Source organism: Lactobacillus sp. ESL0681, from assembly GCF_029392835.1.
Lineage (GTDB): Bacteria > Bacillota > Bacilli > Lactobacillales > Lactobacillaceae > Lactobacillus.
Genome location: NZ_CP113943.1, coordinates 959,319 through 975,151, shown reverse-complemented (window position 1 = coordinate 975,151; position 15,833 = coordinate 959,319). Strand labels below are relative to the sequence as shown.

Below are 15,833 nucleotides of genomic sequence, written 5' to 3'. Positions count from 1 at the left end.
TTTTATGCTAATAACACAAAGTTTTGTAATTCTGTTAAAGTGCTGATTTTGACATCAAATAATAACTGGGCATAGTTTTGAGGATTGCTAGCAATTTGTTTCAGATTAACTAAAAAGTCGCCATTCTGGTGGATTAAATAATTAATTAGCGGATGAAACGGCTTGATTCCCAGCATTACGCAGTTATTATTATCTATAACTATAAAGTTACCTGTGGCACGTAAATAGCCAATTGGAGACTGTGGCTTGAGCGATTCAAAAACGATAACACCACCCTTGTGTAAAACTTCTGTAAGTAATTGCGTTGAATTGTTAATAGCAAAAGTTTTAAAGCGTTCGTTATTTTGGTAGATGAGCCAGTCAGTTAAATTATTATTTTCTTCGCAATAAAAGTTTCTAGGTAATAGCTCAAATTGGTTGTAATATTGATAATCTGGATAAAATTTACTACTTTTAATTAAATCATTATCACCTAAATTTAGCTGCTGCAGTAATTCAATGAAGTAAGCCAAGTAATATCTAAATCCCGGTGTTGTTAGGTTAATCAGCATTCTTTTAAGCGCATCATATTCTGCTGCTTCGCGGTATTTTGGCGCACAGTTACTGATTAAATCTCGATATGCTGTAAAAATATCAAACAACCGTGGATTACGGTATGAAGTTGTAGTGCTGCTTGCGTGTTTATAGTAATTATAAAGCGGTTCAGGTACATAAGACAGCTTGTGACAATGACTAATAATCGGAATGATAAGATCTAAATCTTCGTAAACCATCTGTTTAAAATGATATTTATGCCAAATTTCACGGCGATATAATTTGTTCCAGGAATACGAATTATTTTGGGCTTCGGTAATATATTGGGCAATGTCAATCAAGCCTTCAGTACTAGGTAAACTACGTACGTCTTGCTCGTAGCTCTCTTCCACCCAAACTTTGTGTACATCGCAAACTGCGATATCACTTTGATATTTATTGATATTACGATACAAGGTGGATAAATAATTTGGTTCTACCCAATCATCAGCGTCAGTAAAGCCAATAAATTTACCTTTGGCTTGTTTTAGCCCAGTATTTCTAGCCAGTCCTTGTCCCTGATTAGTCTGGTGAATAACTTTGATTTTGTTTCTATTTTTTGCTTGAAAAGCTTGCGCAATCTCTAATGTTTGGTCTTGGCTACCATCGTCAACTACAATTATTTCGTAATCTTGGTTAAAGTCCTGCTTAATTAGGGATGTTAAACAGCGAGCTAGTAGCTTTTCTTCGTTATACGCGGCAACAATAATTGAAATTTCAGTCATAACAATTCCTCTCAATAGTTTATTCATAATATACCTGATTTTGATACGCGATACTACATTTTGTTGGTGTTGCTTGTTTTTGCATGAAAATGCATATTTTTGCACGAAAATGATTGCTTTTGAAGCTGGAACCGAATACAATATTGGGTGAGGTGAAAGTGATGCTAACACAAGAGCGGCAAAATTTGATTGAAAATTATGTTAATCAGCACGGACTGTGTCAAGTCGGTGATCTTTGCCAATTGACTACGACATCGGAATCTACGATTCGTCGTGACTTGAATCAGCTGGAAGAAAAAGGCTTGCTTAAGCGAGTTCATGGCGGAGCCCAGTCTGTTAAAAAGTTTGCTCATGATGTGTCGCAGCATATTCGCTTTAGTTTGAATCACGAGGAAAAGGTTTTGCTTGCCAGATATGCTGCCGAACATTATGTCCATGAAAATGATTATATTTTTATGGATGCAGGAACAAGTGTCTATGAAATGGTGCCATTTTTGGCAGATATTCCAGGGATTACGGTGGTAACTAACGGTCTAGAGACAGCCTTAGGGGCCCTTAATCACGGGATTAATACGTTGCTTTTGGGTGGACGAGTTAAGTCAGATACACATGCGGCAGTAGGACAAGCAGCTATCGAGCAGCTGGAGTCAATGAACTTTGCTGCTAGCTTTGTTGGGACTAATGGCTTAGACGAACGTGGTAAATTAACCACACCTGATCCTGAAGAAGCCGCAATTAAGAAACTTGAGATTAAACAGGCACAGCAGGCTTATGTTTTGGCAGATATTTCTAAAATTGGTGAACGTAATTTTGCAGTATTTGCAGATGTTAGCCAAGTAATCGTGATTACGCCAGAGTTAAATGCTCGGCATAAACAATTATTACCAACAAAAATTAATTTAGAGGAGGTCAAAGGATGATCTATACAGTTACGGTCAATCCAGCCTTGGATTATGTCATTCAAATGGAACAACTAGATTGGGGTGAAGTCAATCGTAGCAATAATTGTTCGTTTCTGGCAGGGGGTAAAGGAATTAATGTTTCGCAAATCCTCAATCAGCTGGGAGTTGACAATACTGCTTGGGGCTTTATTGGCGGTTTTACTGGTAAAGAATTAGTGCGCCAAGTCAATCAACGTCGGATTGTCAGCGACTTTGTTACCATATCGGATGCCACTAGGGTCAATGTTAAACTACACGCTGGTAAGGAAACTGAAATCAATGCAGCTGGGCCGACGATTACTAAACAGGAAATTCTTGCTTTTGAGGATCGGTTAAATGTATTGCAAAAAGGCGATATTGTGGTGCTAAGTGGCTCACTAGCGCCAAGTTTGCCAGTAGACTTTTATCAACAATTACTGCCTACGATTAAAGCAGCGGGGGCGGAATTTGTAATTGATACAACAGGTCAGGCGTTGCTTGACACGCTTAGCTATCGGCCACTGGTTATTAAGCCTAATCATCATGAGTTAGCTGAGCTGTTTAACACGACTTTTAATTCAGATGCGGAGATGCTCAATGCGGCACGTAAGCTGCTTGACTTAGGGGCGCAGAACGTGATGGTTTCAATGGCTGGTAATGGTGGTTATCTAGTCACGGCTAAACATGCTTATCATGCTAATGCCGCGGTTGGCACGGCTATTAACTCAGTTGGTGCTGGCGACTCGATGATTGCTGGTTTTGTTGGTACTTATGTCCAAGCTGGTGATCTGAGTGAATGTTTCAAAATGGGAATGGCTTGCGGGGCAGCCACTGCTTTTACTAAAGATATTGCTATCAAAAGTCAAATTGATGCAGTTTTACCACAAATTACAGTAGAACAAATTTCATAAAGTATAAGGGGAACAATAATGGAAATTAAAGATATTTTAGCTCCTGAATCCATGATTATGTCGCTAAAAGCGACTAACAAGGAAGATGCAATTAAGGAGATGGCTGATTTAGAAGTCAAAACCGGAATTGTTAATGATGAAGACGAGTTCATCAAGTCGATTTGGGAACGTGAACACGAATCTACTACGGGAATTGGTGATGGCATTGCAATGCCACACGCGCGCAACAAGTCGATTAATAAGGCGCGAGTATTGTTTGCTAAGAGTAAGCAAGGGATTGACTTTGACGCACTTGATGGTCAGCCAGTCTACTTGTTCTTCATGATTAGCGCGCCAGCTGGTGCTGATAATACGCACTTAGAGGCTTTGGCTAAGTTATCTGGTCTTTTAGTTGATCCAGAGTTAGTAAGTATGCTGAAAAAGGCGCAAACACCTACAGAAGTAATCGATCTATTTGAACAGGCAGAAGCGCAAAAAGATGCGGAACAGGTCGAGGCTAAAAAGACAGCTGCTAATGATTCGTTAGATAAGCCATTAATTGTTGGTGTCACTGGCTGTATTAATGGGATTGCGCATACGTACATGGCACAAGAAGCCTTGATTAAGGCTGGTAAGCAACTGGGTGCCAATGTTCGAATTGAAACTAACGGCTCTGAAGGTGTTAAGGATAAGCTAACTGCGGCTGAAATTAAGCAAGCTAAAGGTGTAGTTATCGCGTCTGATAAAAAAGTCGACATGCCACGTTTCGATGGTAAGCCGCTGATTAAGCGTCCAGTAGTTGATGGAATCAATAAACCAGATGAGCTAGTCGAAGATATTTTACAAGATAAAGCTGGGATCTATCATTCTGATGAAAAAGTTGCTGCTGAATCAGAAGGTGGTAAGCAAAGCTTTTGGAATTCTATTTATCAGAACCTAATGAATGGTGTTTCCCATATGTTACCGTTCGTTATTGGTGGCGGAATTTTGATGGCAATTTCCTTCATTGTGGAAAACTATGCAGGTGGACCAAAATCTCCAGCCTTTATCTTTTTGAACAATGCGGGGAACATGGCGTTTGCCTTCATGGTACCAATTCTATCTGGTTATATTGCTGAATCAATTGGTGATTTACCGGCCTTAATGCCTGGTTTTGTCGGTGGTTTTATGGCCACTGTTTATAGTGGTGCTTATGGTGGCTCGTATGTGGCCAATGTTTTAAGTAATGCCAAGTCACCGGCTGGATTCTTGGGCGGGTTAGCCTCCGGTTTCCTTGCTGGTTATATCGTAGTTGGACTAAAGAAATTATGTGCCAAAATGCCTAAATCACTTGAAGGTATGAAGCCAATGTTGATTTACCCAATTTTGAGTTTGTTGCTAATTGCTTTGGTAATGTACTATGTGATCAACCCAATCTTTAGTTCCATTAACTTTGCGATTACTAACTTCTTGAATCAAATGGGTACAGGAAATCTGGTAGTCTTAACCACCATTCTAGCTGGAATGATGTCAATTGATATGGGTGGACCTTTCAACAAGGCTGCGTATGTCTTTGCTTCAGGTGCTTTTGCTAATGATCCTAATTCTAAAGTGGCAGCGGTAATGATGGCAGCTGTAATGGTTGGTGGTATGGTACCACCGCTAGCAACCGCTATTGGTACGACCTTCTTTAAGAATAAGTTTACTGAAGATGAGCGCCGTGCAGGTGTTACTAACTGGATTTTGGGCTTCTCATTCATTACCGAAGGAGTAATTCCGTTCGCTGCGGCTGATGCTGCGCATGTTATTCCATCATGTATCGCTGGTTCTGCTGTTGGTGGAGCACTAGTTGGCATGTGGCGCATCGGAGTTCCTGCACCACACGGTGGTCTATGGGTATCGCCGCTGGCCAATCATATCTTGCTTTACTTTGTGGCGACCATTATCGGTGCAATTGTTGCAGGGGTAATTCTCGGCTTGTGGAAAAAACCGGTGGAAAAATAATTTTTAGATAAAAGTAAAAAAGCTTATCGACTAGTTGTTGATAAGCTTTTTTATGTTATTGTTAGTTAAAAAGGATTTTTGCAGGTAGATATATGACAATAATTTGGAGCGGTATAGTGGCATTGATGTTATTGTGTTTAGCCATAATTTTGTTACTTAATCACGAAAAGCCGGTCAAAATTTTTGCATTACTGGTACTAGTGGTAAGTCTGGGGATTATTATTCCTATCATAATTTGGTGGTTTAGAGGATGCTAACACGTAATCCATTTTTGACTGATTATAGCTTATGGTAAACTTAGAAGGAAGGTTTTTGTTAAACAATTACTAGGGGAGTATGAATGAAACGAAAATTATTAAAAGCTGGGAATTTCCTAATTCTAATTTTAGGGCTACTTTTTCTATCAACAACGGTTAAAGCTGACGATATTGATTACGATATTACTAACTTGAATGTTATTGCTAGGGTGCAAACAAATGGCTCATTGAAGATTAAGCAGCAAGTTACTTATGACTTTGATGATGACGCGCATGGTGTTTATTACCAACAAAATTTAGCCAAAGGGCAAGAATTAACTAACTTAAAAATTAAGATTAAAGCTGATGATGCTAAAGAAACGGCCAACCATAGTTACACTTTAGCTTCTGCTAATAATACTTACAAGATTAAGTTATTTCATCAGATTGCTGCTGATAGTAAATTTCGAGTGACCTACTATTATACGATTACGAATGCGATCACCAATTATCGCGATATTGCTCGCCTGAATTTTATGATTGTTGGTGATGGCTGGGATGAAGATCTTGATAATGTTCGTGCACAAGTACTGTTTCCTGGGAAAATCAACAAGTTACAGGCATGGGCGCATGGTCCTCTTGGTGGTTATACTAAGGTGCAGCCTGACCAAGGCAAGATCACAATGACAGCTAAAAACTTGGATAAAGATCGCGGAATTGAAGTTGACACGATCTTTCCACCAGCCGTAACTAAGGCTAATCACAAGCGGGTTGACAAGAATAAGCGGCAAGCTGTCTTAAAGCAGGAACGGAATTTAGCTCGTCAAGCCAATCAGGAACTTAAAAAAGTTCGTCAACGTCTAAGACTGTGGTATATAGTTGGCTGGCTACTAGTTATTGGCGGAATTGGTTTAAGTGGTTTAGCAATTTATCGTGGTCTTAGAGCTCAGCGGTTTGGAACTTTTCCACAGAAGATAAATGATTTGGTGCATAACTATGAAATTCCAACTGTAAATCCGGTTGCTGCCCAAGTTCTGGATACAGCTAAGGAGCCAGATAGTAAGGCATTTACAGCTTATTTGCTCGATTTGGTTAGGCAAAAACGTCTAGAGTTAACTAGTTATCAGAGAAAACGCAAAACATATTATCGGATTAGCCTAGTTGATGAAGAGCTACTCAAGCAGGATAAGTTGCTCAAGCTTTTGTTTAATAAGGTGGGAGATAAAAAATCTTTTACTACTTATGGTCTACGTAAATATAAAAAGGATGATTTGGGTCGCAGTTTTAGTAGGTGGCAAACCAGGCAGCGCAATCTTGTTAAAGGTAAAGGACTTCTTTCGACGCGTTATGAGAATAAGCTTGATAATCTTAAGACAACGGTAGGCAGTCTGAGTATTTTGAGCATGGTTTGCTTGGTACTTGGTCTAATCTTTTTCCATTTTCAATTGCAGAAAATGATTACGTTAATTTGTCTGCCAATTTTACTGATTGCTGACATAACTGTGTATCTAATAGCAATTAAGCGAATCGCTATTTATACCAAAAAAGGTGCAGAAGTTACTAATCAAGTTCGCGGTTTTAAAAAAATGCTGCAAGATATTGGGCAATTTAAGATGAAAGATGTTGGTGACCTAATCTTATGGGAACAGATCATGCCCTATGCGGTTAGCTTTGGCTTGTCCAAACGAGTGCTTAAACAATTAAAGATTGAGTTTGACCTAGATCGATTGGATAATAATGATAGTTTGTACTTTGGTTATTACTCCTCTTACTATACTGGTCTTAGTTTTGAAGCAGCATTTCAAAGTAGCTTTGAAAAGAGTGTTTCACATTATTCTTCGTCATCATCGGGCTCAAGTGGCGGCTTTTCAGGTGGTTCCAGCGGCGGGTTTGGTGGCGGCTCCGGTGGAGGTGCCTTTTAGCGAAGTTAAAAAAGTAGAGTAGCAAATTCGCTACTCTACTTTTTTACTGTCCAATTGACACTGATTGCAAATGCCATGAACTTCAACTTGATAATCGTTAATTTTAAAACCAGTTAACTGCATTTGGGCTTTAGTAAAGTCAGGTAGTGGCAGTTCGATTGTCCGCCCGCATTCCTCACAGATAAAATGGCTATGATTAGCGGAAATAAAGTCACATTGAAATTTAACTCGTAAGCCACTGGCAAACATCTTAGTTTCTAAAATACCAATTTCTTGCATTTCTTTGACGTTGCGGTAAATCGTGTCATGACTCATTTTGGGAAAATGCTGACGTAAGTGCTTGTCAAGCTGGGTTAAAGAAAGATAGTAGTCTTCATGATTGTATAAATAAGTCAATATTTCTTGTCGTTGCTTGGTTAACTTATAGTGATTCTTTTTTAAAATATTTAGTGCGATTGCTAATTTGTCCATCAAATTCATCCTTCAAAGTGTTTGGGCCTAATAGTTAAGCAATATTAGTTTACCACCTTTGCTGGTAAAAAAACTAATATTCAATTAACATAATTTTGGCTTGACTGGGAAAAGCTAGCGTAACTAGCTACAAATCGGATAAATTACGCTTAACTAATTGCTTATCTGGCTTGATTATTTTGGTAAAATAAATTACTTTCAAAAAATGATTGACAATTGTATTACGATAATTTATATTTAAATCGTACTAATTACGCTTAATAAAAGTAACTAGTACGATTTATTTAACTGAAATCAGTTAGCTGAAATAAGTAGGTTCTAAGATTTTGTTGTTTTTAGTGTATAATATTGTTAACTATAAGTAGATTTTGAAGTTATGAAATTACGCTAATTTATTAGTTAGTAATTTTATTAGATGGATTACTACTTGGAAAAGGATATCTAGATTAATGAGAAAAAAGATCAAGTTGAAATTATTGTCCTTAGTTGTTGTTTTGGGGACAATGCTCTTAACTTTGAGTGGCTGCACAGGTAATACAGATTCCAGTCACCAGCATGACCAAATTTCGATTGTCACCACAACGAATATCTATGCCGATATTGCGCAAAATATTGTTGGTAAATACGGAAAAGCAGAGCCGATCATTGATAAAGCAAGCATGGATCCACATGATTTTGAGCCTAAGACTAATGATGCCAAGAAATTATCTAATGCAGATTTGGTTGTTGCTAATGGCTTAGGTTACGATAGCTGGATGAATAAGCTGGCTTCGTCGGTCGACAAAAAACCAATCTTAGTTGGTGAAGATGTAATGGGATTAGCTAAAAACGCTAATCCACATATTTGGTATAGTTTAACTATGCCTACCAAGTATGTTAATTATTTAGTTAAAAAACTGAGTAAAAAAGACCCTAAACACCGCGACTATTATCAAGCTAATGCAGATAAATATTTAGCTAAAATTACCAAAGTCAAAAAGCTAGCGGATAAAATAGATGGTACTAAACACAAACCAGTTTATGTTAGCGAGCCTGTCTTTGATTATGCGCTGCAGGCATCGGGTTTGAAAGTGGCCAATCAAGACTTTGAAAAAGCTATTGAAAACGAAACTGATCCAAGTCCGGCAACTATTCAAAAGATGACGACGGGGATAAAGGAACATAAAATTGCGTTTTTCGTAAATAATACGCAAGCCACCAGTCCAGTAGTTAATAACTTTGTCAAACAGGCGAAAAAAAGTAATGTTCCAGTTTTAGAAGTAAGAGAGACTATTCCTGATAAAACCACTTATCTTGAGTGGCTAACTGATAATTATCAGAAACTAGCCAAAATTGTGCAAAAATAGTCAAAAGAGGAAATAACAATGAAAAAATTAATTGCTGCATTGGCACTGGCTGCTAGTATAGCTGCTCCTGCAACCGTTCATCAAGTGGATCAAGTAGCAGCGGCAAGTTCAATTAATGAGCAAGCTAAGCAGAATAGTTATAGTGGTGTTACCTATTTATATCAGATGCTAGAACAAGAGGGGATTGTCTACAACTGCTTTTATGCTAATGGTCCGCTGCAGTACCGTAATGGCAAGCCAGAAGGAGTGGTAATTCACGAAACTGCAACTCCAGGTGCAAGTGCCCATGATGAAGCAATTTATTTTAACCGCGAATGGATGAATATGTATTCTTACGTCCACGCGTTTGTTGATAAAGGTCAAATTATTCAAATGATGACGCCTAATTATGGTGTTTGGGGCGCAGGAGCTAATGCTAACAATCGTTTTTTCCAGGTAGAATTATGTGAAGAAAGCAATCAAGCTGACTTTGCCAAAGGGGTGAATAACGATGCAATCTATGTTGCTAAGATGTTGCACCGCTTTAACCTTGAGCCAGATAATGCTGTTCACGATGGCAAAGGTACGATTTGGTCCCATCATGCTGTATCTAACTTTTTAGGTGGAACGGATCATACTGATCCAGATGGTTATTTTGCTAAGTTTGGTTACTCGATGGATCAATTCTATGATCTAATTAAGTATTACTATGATTTGCAAACTACACCTGCGACTGACCCAGCAACTGATACCACTACTACGAGTGAAAAGCCTGAAAAGCCAACTGAACCAGTTTTGCCTGCACCGATTGCCACTAAGACGCTAATGCATGATGCCATTATTTATGATGCTGATGGTCTGGCTACTGATGCAGCTATGAAAAAGCCGGGCAACAAATTGACAATTTACGGCGATAAGACTATCAATAATAAAAAATACTTACAAATTGGCAGTAATCAATATGTTGTAGCCAGCAACGTTGAAGGTAGAATGCGTAAGTTAACCCACAATGCCTACTTATACAATAATAGTGGTAGTCGTATCGGTTATAGCAAATTATATAGTGGTAATTCAGTGAGAACATATGGCGGTAAGGTTAAGATTGGTAATCGCAAGTATTATCCAATTGACGTTAATGAATATGTTAAGGCTGGGAACTTTAAGTAAGCCCTAGGTTAGGAGGGTCAAGTTGTCTAATATTTTAGAAGTCAATAACTTGTCAATGAGTTTTGATAAAAAAATGGTCTTTTCGGATATAAATTTCAAACTAAAAAGAGGCTCAATGACTGCTCTTTTAGGACCTAATGGTACTGGTAAAACCACCCTAATTAATATTTTAATGCAGCTGCATACTCCTACTAAAGGTTCATTTAGGTTTGCTCAAGATACTAAATTGGGCTATGTACCGCAATTTCGCAATATCGATGCTGAATATCCATTGTCAATTGCTGCTTTTGTTGGTTTGAATGCCCCATTATTCAAGACTGGCAAAACTAAACAGGCAATCAATAAGCAATTAGTTGAGGCAAATTTGGCAGATATCAAAAATGTTCGGATGGGCGAGGCTTCTGGTGGACAAAAGCAACGTGCGTATCTAGCACAGGCTTTGCTTGATAACCCCAATATGATTATTTTGGATGAAGCAACTGCTAGTTTGGATCCGACTGCTAAAGATGAGTTGATGAGTTTAATTAAACACTTAAACCAAAAGCATGCTATTACTGTATTGTTTGTAACTCACGATGTACCCTTAGCTCGTAAATATATGGAAAATTATTTGTACTTAAATCATGGTGTAATTGAGCAAGGAAAAATGGCCCAATTTGAGGGGGCGTATGAGTAATGTTTGCATATGAATTTATGCGTAATGCATTTGTTGCTAGTACTTTTATTGCCATTACTTGTGGCATAGTTGGTGTCTACGTAGTTAGCCGCAACTTTAGCTTTTTGGCACATACTTTGTCGGAAATTGGTTTTGCTGGTGCTGCTTTTGCAGGTTGGCTAGGCATTGGTCCCTTATGGGGAATGTTATTATTTACCTTGTTTGGCTCGGTGAGTGTCGGCGAATTATCTTTACATAGTGATCAGAAAGAGGCATCAATTAGTGCAATTTCTGCATTATTTGTTGGACTAGGAGTTTTGTTTTTAGCGATTTCTAGTACTAGTAGTAAATATGCGACTAACATTTTATTTGGTAGTATTATCGGTGTGGATAAACAAGGCGTTATTCAAATGGTTTTGCTATCGTTAATCGTGTTATTGTTAATTTTTTCAATTCAGCGACCGCTTAATTTCGATTCCTTTGATCATATTGGAGCGCTGGCACATGGGGTTAATAGCAATTTAGTTAGTGTGGTCTTTTTAGTGGCACTAGCAATGGCAGTGTCAGTGGGTTCACAAATTGTTGGCTCTTTGTTAGTCTTTATTTTATTAACGTTGCCGCCGGCTAGTGCGAATTACCTTGGTCGCACTGTCGGATCGATTATTGCTTGGTCAGTCCTATTTGCATTAGTTGGAGTTTGGCTAGGGCTATATTTAGGTTTTATTACCAATTTGCCAGTCACTTTTTTTATTTCTGTAATTGAAGTAACAATTTATTTAGTGGTATATTTTGTCAATTTACTGAAAAGGTAATTTACAACTTTGTATGGGTAATTCGTGAGCCGTTATTGGCTTTTTAAGTATAGTTTTGCTGCGTAATTATAATTAGTAAATATGATAATTGATGGGCAAACTTTCTTTTATTATTTTCACTAACATTTGAAAGTGCTTTCGAGTATAATAAGGCTAAAATAATTTTATATTAAAAGGAGTTTTTGCAATGACAGTTTATTATAACGGTTTTCCGCAAAGTGATCGCGATGAAGCGATTAGTATGATTAATGTAGATGAGCTTGAGGAGCGTGCTAAAGAAGTGATGCCAGAAGGTGCTTACTACTACATCGCATCTGGTTCTGAGAATGAATGGACTTGGCGCAATAATACGACTGCTTTTAATCACTTTCAAATTGTGCCTCGAGCATTGACTAATATGGAAAATCCGCAACTTGATACTGACTTTATGGGACTGAAGCTAAAAACTCCAATTATGATTGCCCCAATTGCTTGTCACGGAATAGCTCATACCGATGCGGAAGTTGCTACCCAAAAGGGTGCCGCAGCCGCTGGCGCGCTATTTTCATCAAGTACTTATGGTAATAAGAGTGTTGAAGATATTGCTGCTGCAGCGCCTGATGCACCACGTTTCTTCCAACTTTATTTAAGTAAGGATTGGGATTTCAACCAGATGGTCTTTGATGCTATTAAAAAGGCTGGTTATAACGGAATTTTCTTAACCGTTGATGCACTAGTTTCTGGTTATCGTGAAGCTAACTTAAGAACACAATTTGCTTTCCCAGTTCCATTAGATTTCTTCAGTCGTTATCAGGGAGCACAAGGTGAAGGCCAGACTGTGGCACAGATGTATGCTTCTTCTGCACAAAAGATTGGACCTGAAGACGTTAAGCGAATTAAGGAAATGTCTGGCTTGCCTGTTTATGTTAAAGGGGTAATGTGCGCTGAAGATGCCTATTTAGCAATGGGCGCTGGTGCCGACGGTATCTATGTCACTAATCATGGTGGTCGAGAAGTTGATAGTGGCCCAGCGACGATTGATATGTTGCCAGAAATTGCTAAGGCAGTAAACCATCGGGTACCAATTATTTTTGACTCAGGAGTTCGTCGTGGTTCACACGTCTTCAAAGCGTTGGCCCTGGGTGCTGATTTAGTTGGAATTGGTCGTCCATATCTTTATGCCTTAGCTCTTGGTGGTGCTAAAGGTGTCGAGTCAGTCATTAAGCAATTAAATGATGAATTACTAATTGATATGCAACTAACTGGTTGCAAGACAATTGAAGATGTTAAGCATGCAAAATTAACTAATATTAGTTATACTGCTGACAATTTGAAGTCGGATACGGATCCTTCTAGACTTAAGCCATACCCAGTAACTGGTGATAACCAATTAAAGAATACTGGTGCTGATGTAGTTTCTGGTGCTTCTGAAGCTTAAAAATAAAAAACTGCTTTACTTAAGTTGGTCTTATAAAACTTAGTAAGCAGTTTTTATTTTGCAAAAATTTTGGTTACTAGTAAATAGTGTATTAGCAGCTTCAAATATCATTTTTTAATCATAAAATATTAATTTAATTTCACAAAAGATTGGACAAGGTCTTTTTTTCTGTTATAATCATGAATTAAAGATATTAGGAGTAGTAAATTATCTTTTCTATTAGCGAGTTTGCGGGTGGTGAAAGGCAGACTAGAAGAATAATTGAAGGCGTGCCTGATAGATAATTTGATAAATCAATAAGCGGATACTTTGTGTCAACAAGAGTGGTACCGCGGGTAAAAGCTCGTCTCTTCTTACGTAATGTAAGAAGAAGGCGAGCTTTTTTTATTTAGGGAGAAAAAATGTACTTTGTGATTAGGCGACGATGCATTGACTTGTTGTAGTAAATAGCTGAAATATTTGCATAAATAAAAATGGGAGATTAGTCAATGAAAAAGATAAAAAAATGGCTAGCAGCAATTTTTGCGCTACTAATGCTGCTAAGTGCAGCAACTGTTAATAGCACAGATGTGCAAGCTGCTAAGACGCCAAAAGCAACCGATAATTATTTAAAAAAGGTTAAGCAAAAAGGTAAGCTGGTGATGGGCACTAGTCCTGATTATCCGCCATTTGAATTTGTTAAAAATCAGCATGGCAAATCCGGTGTAGTGGGAATAGATGTCGAAGTTGGCAAAAAAATCGCCAAAGATATGGGCGTCAAATTAGTTATCAAAACGATGGATTTTGACTCACTGTTAGTTGGTCTTGAAACTGGCAAAGTTGACATGGTAATTGCGGGAATGACGAGGACTCCGAAACGGGCTAAAAGTGTTGATTTTAGTGAGGTCTATGAAAATAGTGGACAAGAATTAATTATTAGAAAAGCTGATGCTAAAAAATACCATAGCTATCATTCCTTTGCGGGTAAAACAATTGGAGCGCAAACGGGAAGTTTGCAGACTGATTTGATTAAAGAACAAGCTAAAAAAGTTAAACTAAAAACAATGGATAAGGATAATGATCTTGTCTTAGCTTTAAAAACTAATAAGTTTGATGCAGTAGCCGTTGATAAAGAAACTGCTGAAGCTTTTTCACAAAATACGGCTGGCTTAACGCATATACCTGCAGGATTTAAAACAGGTGATATGGGCAAAGCGGTAGCCTTTCATCAAGGGGCTCAAAGTTTAGTGAATGCGGCCAACAAATCAATTGAGCAGATTAAAGCCGACAAATTAATTCAGAAGCAATATTTACCTAAAGTTAGCAAGTACCTAACTACTGGCAAATCTAAAAAAGCAACCAAGTCATCCAATTCAATGTGGGCTTATAAAGACTTCTTTTTTGCTGGTGTTGGTTACACCTTGTTTATCTCAGCAATTTCGGTTTTCTTCGGCTTTTTGCTAGGTGCAGTACTAGCATTAATGCGGTTAAGTCACAATAAAGTTGCTCATTCGATTGCTACTGCTTATATTGAATTTGTTCGTGGTACACCGCTCATGGTGCAGTTATTATTTATCTATTTTGGCTTAGGTTTGATTGTTAACATTCCAGCCTTATTATCAGGGATTATTGCTGTGTCACTTAATTCGGCTGCTTATGTGGCAGAAGTTATCCGCTCGGGGATTAATTCGGTTTCAGTTGGGCAAACGGAAGCTTCAAGGTCACTAGGATTATCACGTTCAGCTACGATGCGTTACGTAATTATGCCACAAGCAATGAAAAATATCTGGCCAGCTTTAGGAAATGAATTTGTTTCTTTGATTAAGGAAAGTTCGATTGTTTCAGTTATTGGGGTCAAAGACTTAATTTATCAATCACGGATTGTCCAGGCAGATACCTACCGGGGCGTCATGCCATTGGTAATTACTATGATTCTGTACTTTATTATTACCTTTAGTTTGTCTAGTTTAATGAAAATATTTGAGAGGAAGATGAATCATGATTAGTACTAAACCAATTTTGGCAGTCGAACATTTACAAAAAACTTTTGGTAAGAATGAAGTTTTAAAAGATATTAATGCTGAGGTTAATGATGGACAGGTTATCTGTTTGGTCGGACCGTCAGGTGCAGGTAAAAGTACCTTCTTGCGTTGTCTAAATCTACTTGATGAACCGACTTCAGGGAAAGTTTTGTTTGAGGGCAAGGAATTGACTGCTTTAAGTGAAACAGAGCTTAATACTTTACGTGAAGAAATGGGAATGGTATTCCAACAGTTTAATTTGTTCCCACATATGAGCGTTCTTGAAAATATTAAATTGGCTCCGACTAAAGTTAAAAATACTCCGGATGAAACAATTACGGCTAAGGCAATTGAACTGCTAGAACAAGTTGGTTTGGCTGATAAGGCTGATGCTTTTCCTGCTAGTTTATCAGGAGGTCAGCAACAGCGGGTGGCAATTGCCAGGGCTCTAGCAATGAATCCTAAAGTTATGCTCTTTGATGAACCAACCTCGGCGCTTGATCCCGAAATGGTTGGCGAAGTGCTAAAAGTTATGCAAGATTTAGCTCAAAAGGGAATGACCATGGTAGTTGTAACGCATGAAATGGGTTTTGCCAAAAAAGTAGCTGATGAGGTTTGGTTTATGGCTGATGGTTATCTTCAGGAAAAAGCTACACCGCAGGAATTCTTTGCTCATCCTAAGACAAGCCGGGCACAGGACTTTTTAGCTAAGATATTAGAAGCATAATAAGAAGGCG

Annotated in this window: 13 protein-coding genes; 11 read left to right on the top strand and 2 right to left on the bottom strand. The window is 38.2% G+C overall.

The window, feature by feature from the left end:
• Positions 1-2: 2 nt before the first annotated feature.
• Positions 3-1,298, bottom strand: a complete 1,296-nt coding sequence (locus OZX59_RS04710; RefSeq protein WP_277124767.1) for a glycosyltransferase family 2 protein — start codon at positions 1,296-1,298, stop codon at positions 3-5.
• A gap of 161 nt (positions 1,299-1,459) precedes the next feature.
• Here OZX59_RS04710 and OZX59_RS04705 point away from each other — a divergent pair, with 161 nt between their 5' ends.
• From OZX59_RS04705 to OZX59_RS04690, 4 genes are all read left to right on the top strand, one after another.
• Positions 1,460-2,218: a DeoR/GlpR family DNA-binding transcription regulator gene (locus tag OZX59_RS04705; RefSeq protein ID WP_277124765.1), complete on the top strand. Its 759-nt coding sequence runs from the start codon at positions 1,460-1,462 to the stop codon at positions 2,216-2,218.
• Positions 2,215-3,129 (top strand): 1-phosphofructokinase, encoded by a 915-nt coding sequence (gene pfkB / locus OZX59_RS04700; RefSeq protein ID WP_277124764.1) that lies wholly within the window; start codon positions 2,215-2,217, stop codon positions 3,127-3,129. The genes OZX59_RS04705 and pfkB overlap by 4 nt, the downstream gene beginning before the upstream one ends.
• An 18-nt stretch (positions 3,130-3,147) precedes the next feature.
• On the top strand, positions 3,148-5,091 hold the full coding sequence (locus tag OZX59_RS04695; protein ID WP_277124762.1) for a fructose-specific PTS transporter subunit EIIC: 1,944 nt from the start codon (positions 3,148-3,150) through the stop codon (positions 5,089-5,091).
• Positions 5,092-5,431: 340 nt separating this feature from the next.
• Positions 5,432-7,249 carry a DUF2207 domain-containing protein gene (locus OZX59_RS04690; protein ID WP_277124760.1) on the top strand — a complete coding sequence of 606 codons (1,818 nt, stop codon included), beginning with the start codon at positions 5,432-5,434 and terminating at the stop codon, positions 7,247-7,249.
• A 30-nt stretch (positions 7,250-7,279) separates the two neighbouring features.
• On the opposite strand, the gene OZX59_RS04685 is transcribed toward OZX59_RS04690, so the two are convergent.
• Positions 7,280-7,720, bottom strand: coding sequence for a Fur family transcriptional regulator (locus OZX59_RS04685; protein WP_277124758.1), 441 nt, complete (start codon positions 7,718-7,720; stop codon positions 7,280-7,282).
• Positions 7,721-8,169: 449 nt separating this feature from the next.
• Here OZX59_RS04685 and OZX59_RS04680 point away from each other — a divergent pair, with 449 nt between their 5' ends.
• The 7 genes from OZX59_RS04680 (at position 8,170) to OZX59_RS04650 (ending at position 15,823) form a co-directional block, all read left to right on the top strand.
• Complete coding sequence (locus tag OZX59_RS04680; RefSeq protein WP_277124756.1) at positions 8,170-9,066, top strand: zinc ABC transporter substrate-binding protein; 897 nt, start codon at positions 8,170-8,172, stop codon at positions 9,064-9,066.
• 18 nt (positions 9,067-9,084) lie between these two features.
• The gene (locus OZX59_RS04675) at positions 9,085-10,212 is read left to right on the top strand and encodes an SLAP domain-containing protein (RefSeq protein WP_348636454.1); all 1,128 of its coding nucleotides are present in this window, start codon (positions 9,085-9,087) and stop codon (positions 10,210-10,212) included.
• 55 nt (positions 10,213-10,267) lie between these two features.
• The gene (locus OZX59_RS04670) at positions 10,268-10,888 is read left to right on the top strand and encodes an ATP-binding cassette domain-containing protein (protein WP_277126989.1); all 621 of its coding nucleotides are present in this window, start codon (positions 10,268-10,270) and stop codon (positions 10,886-10,888) included.
• Positions 10,888-11,679, top strand: coding sequence for a metal ABC transporter permease (locus OZX59_RS04665; RefSeq protein WP_277124754.1), 792 nt, complete (start codon positions 10,888-10,890; stop codon positions 11,677-11,679). The genes OZX59_RS04670 and OZX59_RS04665 overlap by 1 nt, the downstream gene beginning before the upstream one ends.
• A gap of 187 nt (positions 11,680-11,866) precedes the next feature.
• Complete coding sequence (locus OZX59_RS04660) at positions 11,867-13,096, top strand: lactate oxidase (protein ID WP_277124752.1); 1,230 nt, start codon at positions 11,867-11,869, stop codon at positions 13,094-13,096.
• Between the two features lie 488 nt (positions 13,097-13,584).
• Positions 13,585-15,081: an ABC transporter substrate-binding protein/permease gene (locus OZX59_RS04655; RefSeq protein ID WP_277124750.1), complete on the top strand. Its 1,497-nt coding sequence runs from the start codon at positions 13,585-13,587 to the stop codon at positions 15,079-15,081.
• Positions 15,074-15,823, top strand: coding sequence for an amino acid ABC transporter ATP-binding protein (locus tag OZX59_RS04650; protein WP_277124748.1), 750 nt, complete (start codon positions 15,074-15,076; stop codon positions 15,821-15,823). Before OZX59_RS04655 ends, OZX59_RS04650 begins: the two co-directional genes overlap by 8 nt.
• Positions 15,824-15,833 lie beyond the last annotated feature (10 nt).

Coding starts and splice junctions, on each gene's coding strand:
- OZX59_RS04710 (WP_277124767.1), bottom strand. CDS start 1,298: ATGACTGAAATTTCAATTATTGTTGCCGCGTATAACGAAGAAAAGCTA.
- OZX59_RS04705 (WP_277124765.1), top strand. CDS start 1,460: ATGCTAACACAAGAGCGGCAAAATTTGATTGAAAATTATGTTAATCAG.
- pfkB (WP_277124764.1), top strand. CDS start 2,215: ATGATCTATACAGTTACGGTCAATCCAGCCTTGGATTATGTCATTCAA.
- OZX59_RS04695 (WP_277124762.1), top strand. CDS start 3,148: ATGGAAATTAAAGATATTTTAGCTCCTGAATCCATGATTATGTCGCTA.
- OZX59_RS04690 (WP_277124760.1), top strand. CDS start 5,432: ATGAAACGAAAATTATTAAAAGCTGGGAATTTCCTAATTCTAATTTTA.
- OZX59_RS04685 (WP_277124758.1), bottom strand. CDS start 7,720: ATGGACAAATTAGCAATCGCACTAAATATTTTAAAAAAGAATCACTAT.
- OZX59_RS04680 (WP_277124756.1), top strand. CDS start 8,170: ATGAGAAAAAAGATCAAGTTGAAATTATTGTCCTTAGTTGTTGTTTTG.
- OZX59_RS04675 (WP_348636454.1), top strand. CDS start 9,085: ATGAAAAAATTAATTGCTGCATTGGCACTGGCTGCTAGTATAGCTGCT.
- OZX59_RS04670 (WP_277126989.1), top strand. CDS start 10,268: ATGAGTTTTGATAAAAAAATGGTCTTTTCGGATATAAATTTCAAACTA.
- OZX59_RS04665 (WP_277124754.1), top strand. CDS start 10,888: ATGTTTGCATATGAATTTATGCGTAATGCATTTGTTGCTAGTACTTTT.
- OZX59_RS04660 (WP_277124752.1), top strand. CDS start 11,867: ATGACAGTTTATTATAACGGTTTTCCGCAAAGTGATCGCGATGAAGCG.
- OZX59_RS04655 (WP_277124750.1), top strand. CDS start 13,585: ATGAAAAAGATAAAAAAATGGCTAGCAGCAATTTTTGCGCTACTAATG.
- OZX59_RS04650 (WP_277124748.1), top strand. CDS start 15,074: ATGATTAGTACTAAACCAATTTTGGCAGTCGAACATTTACAAAAAACT.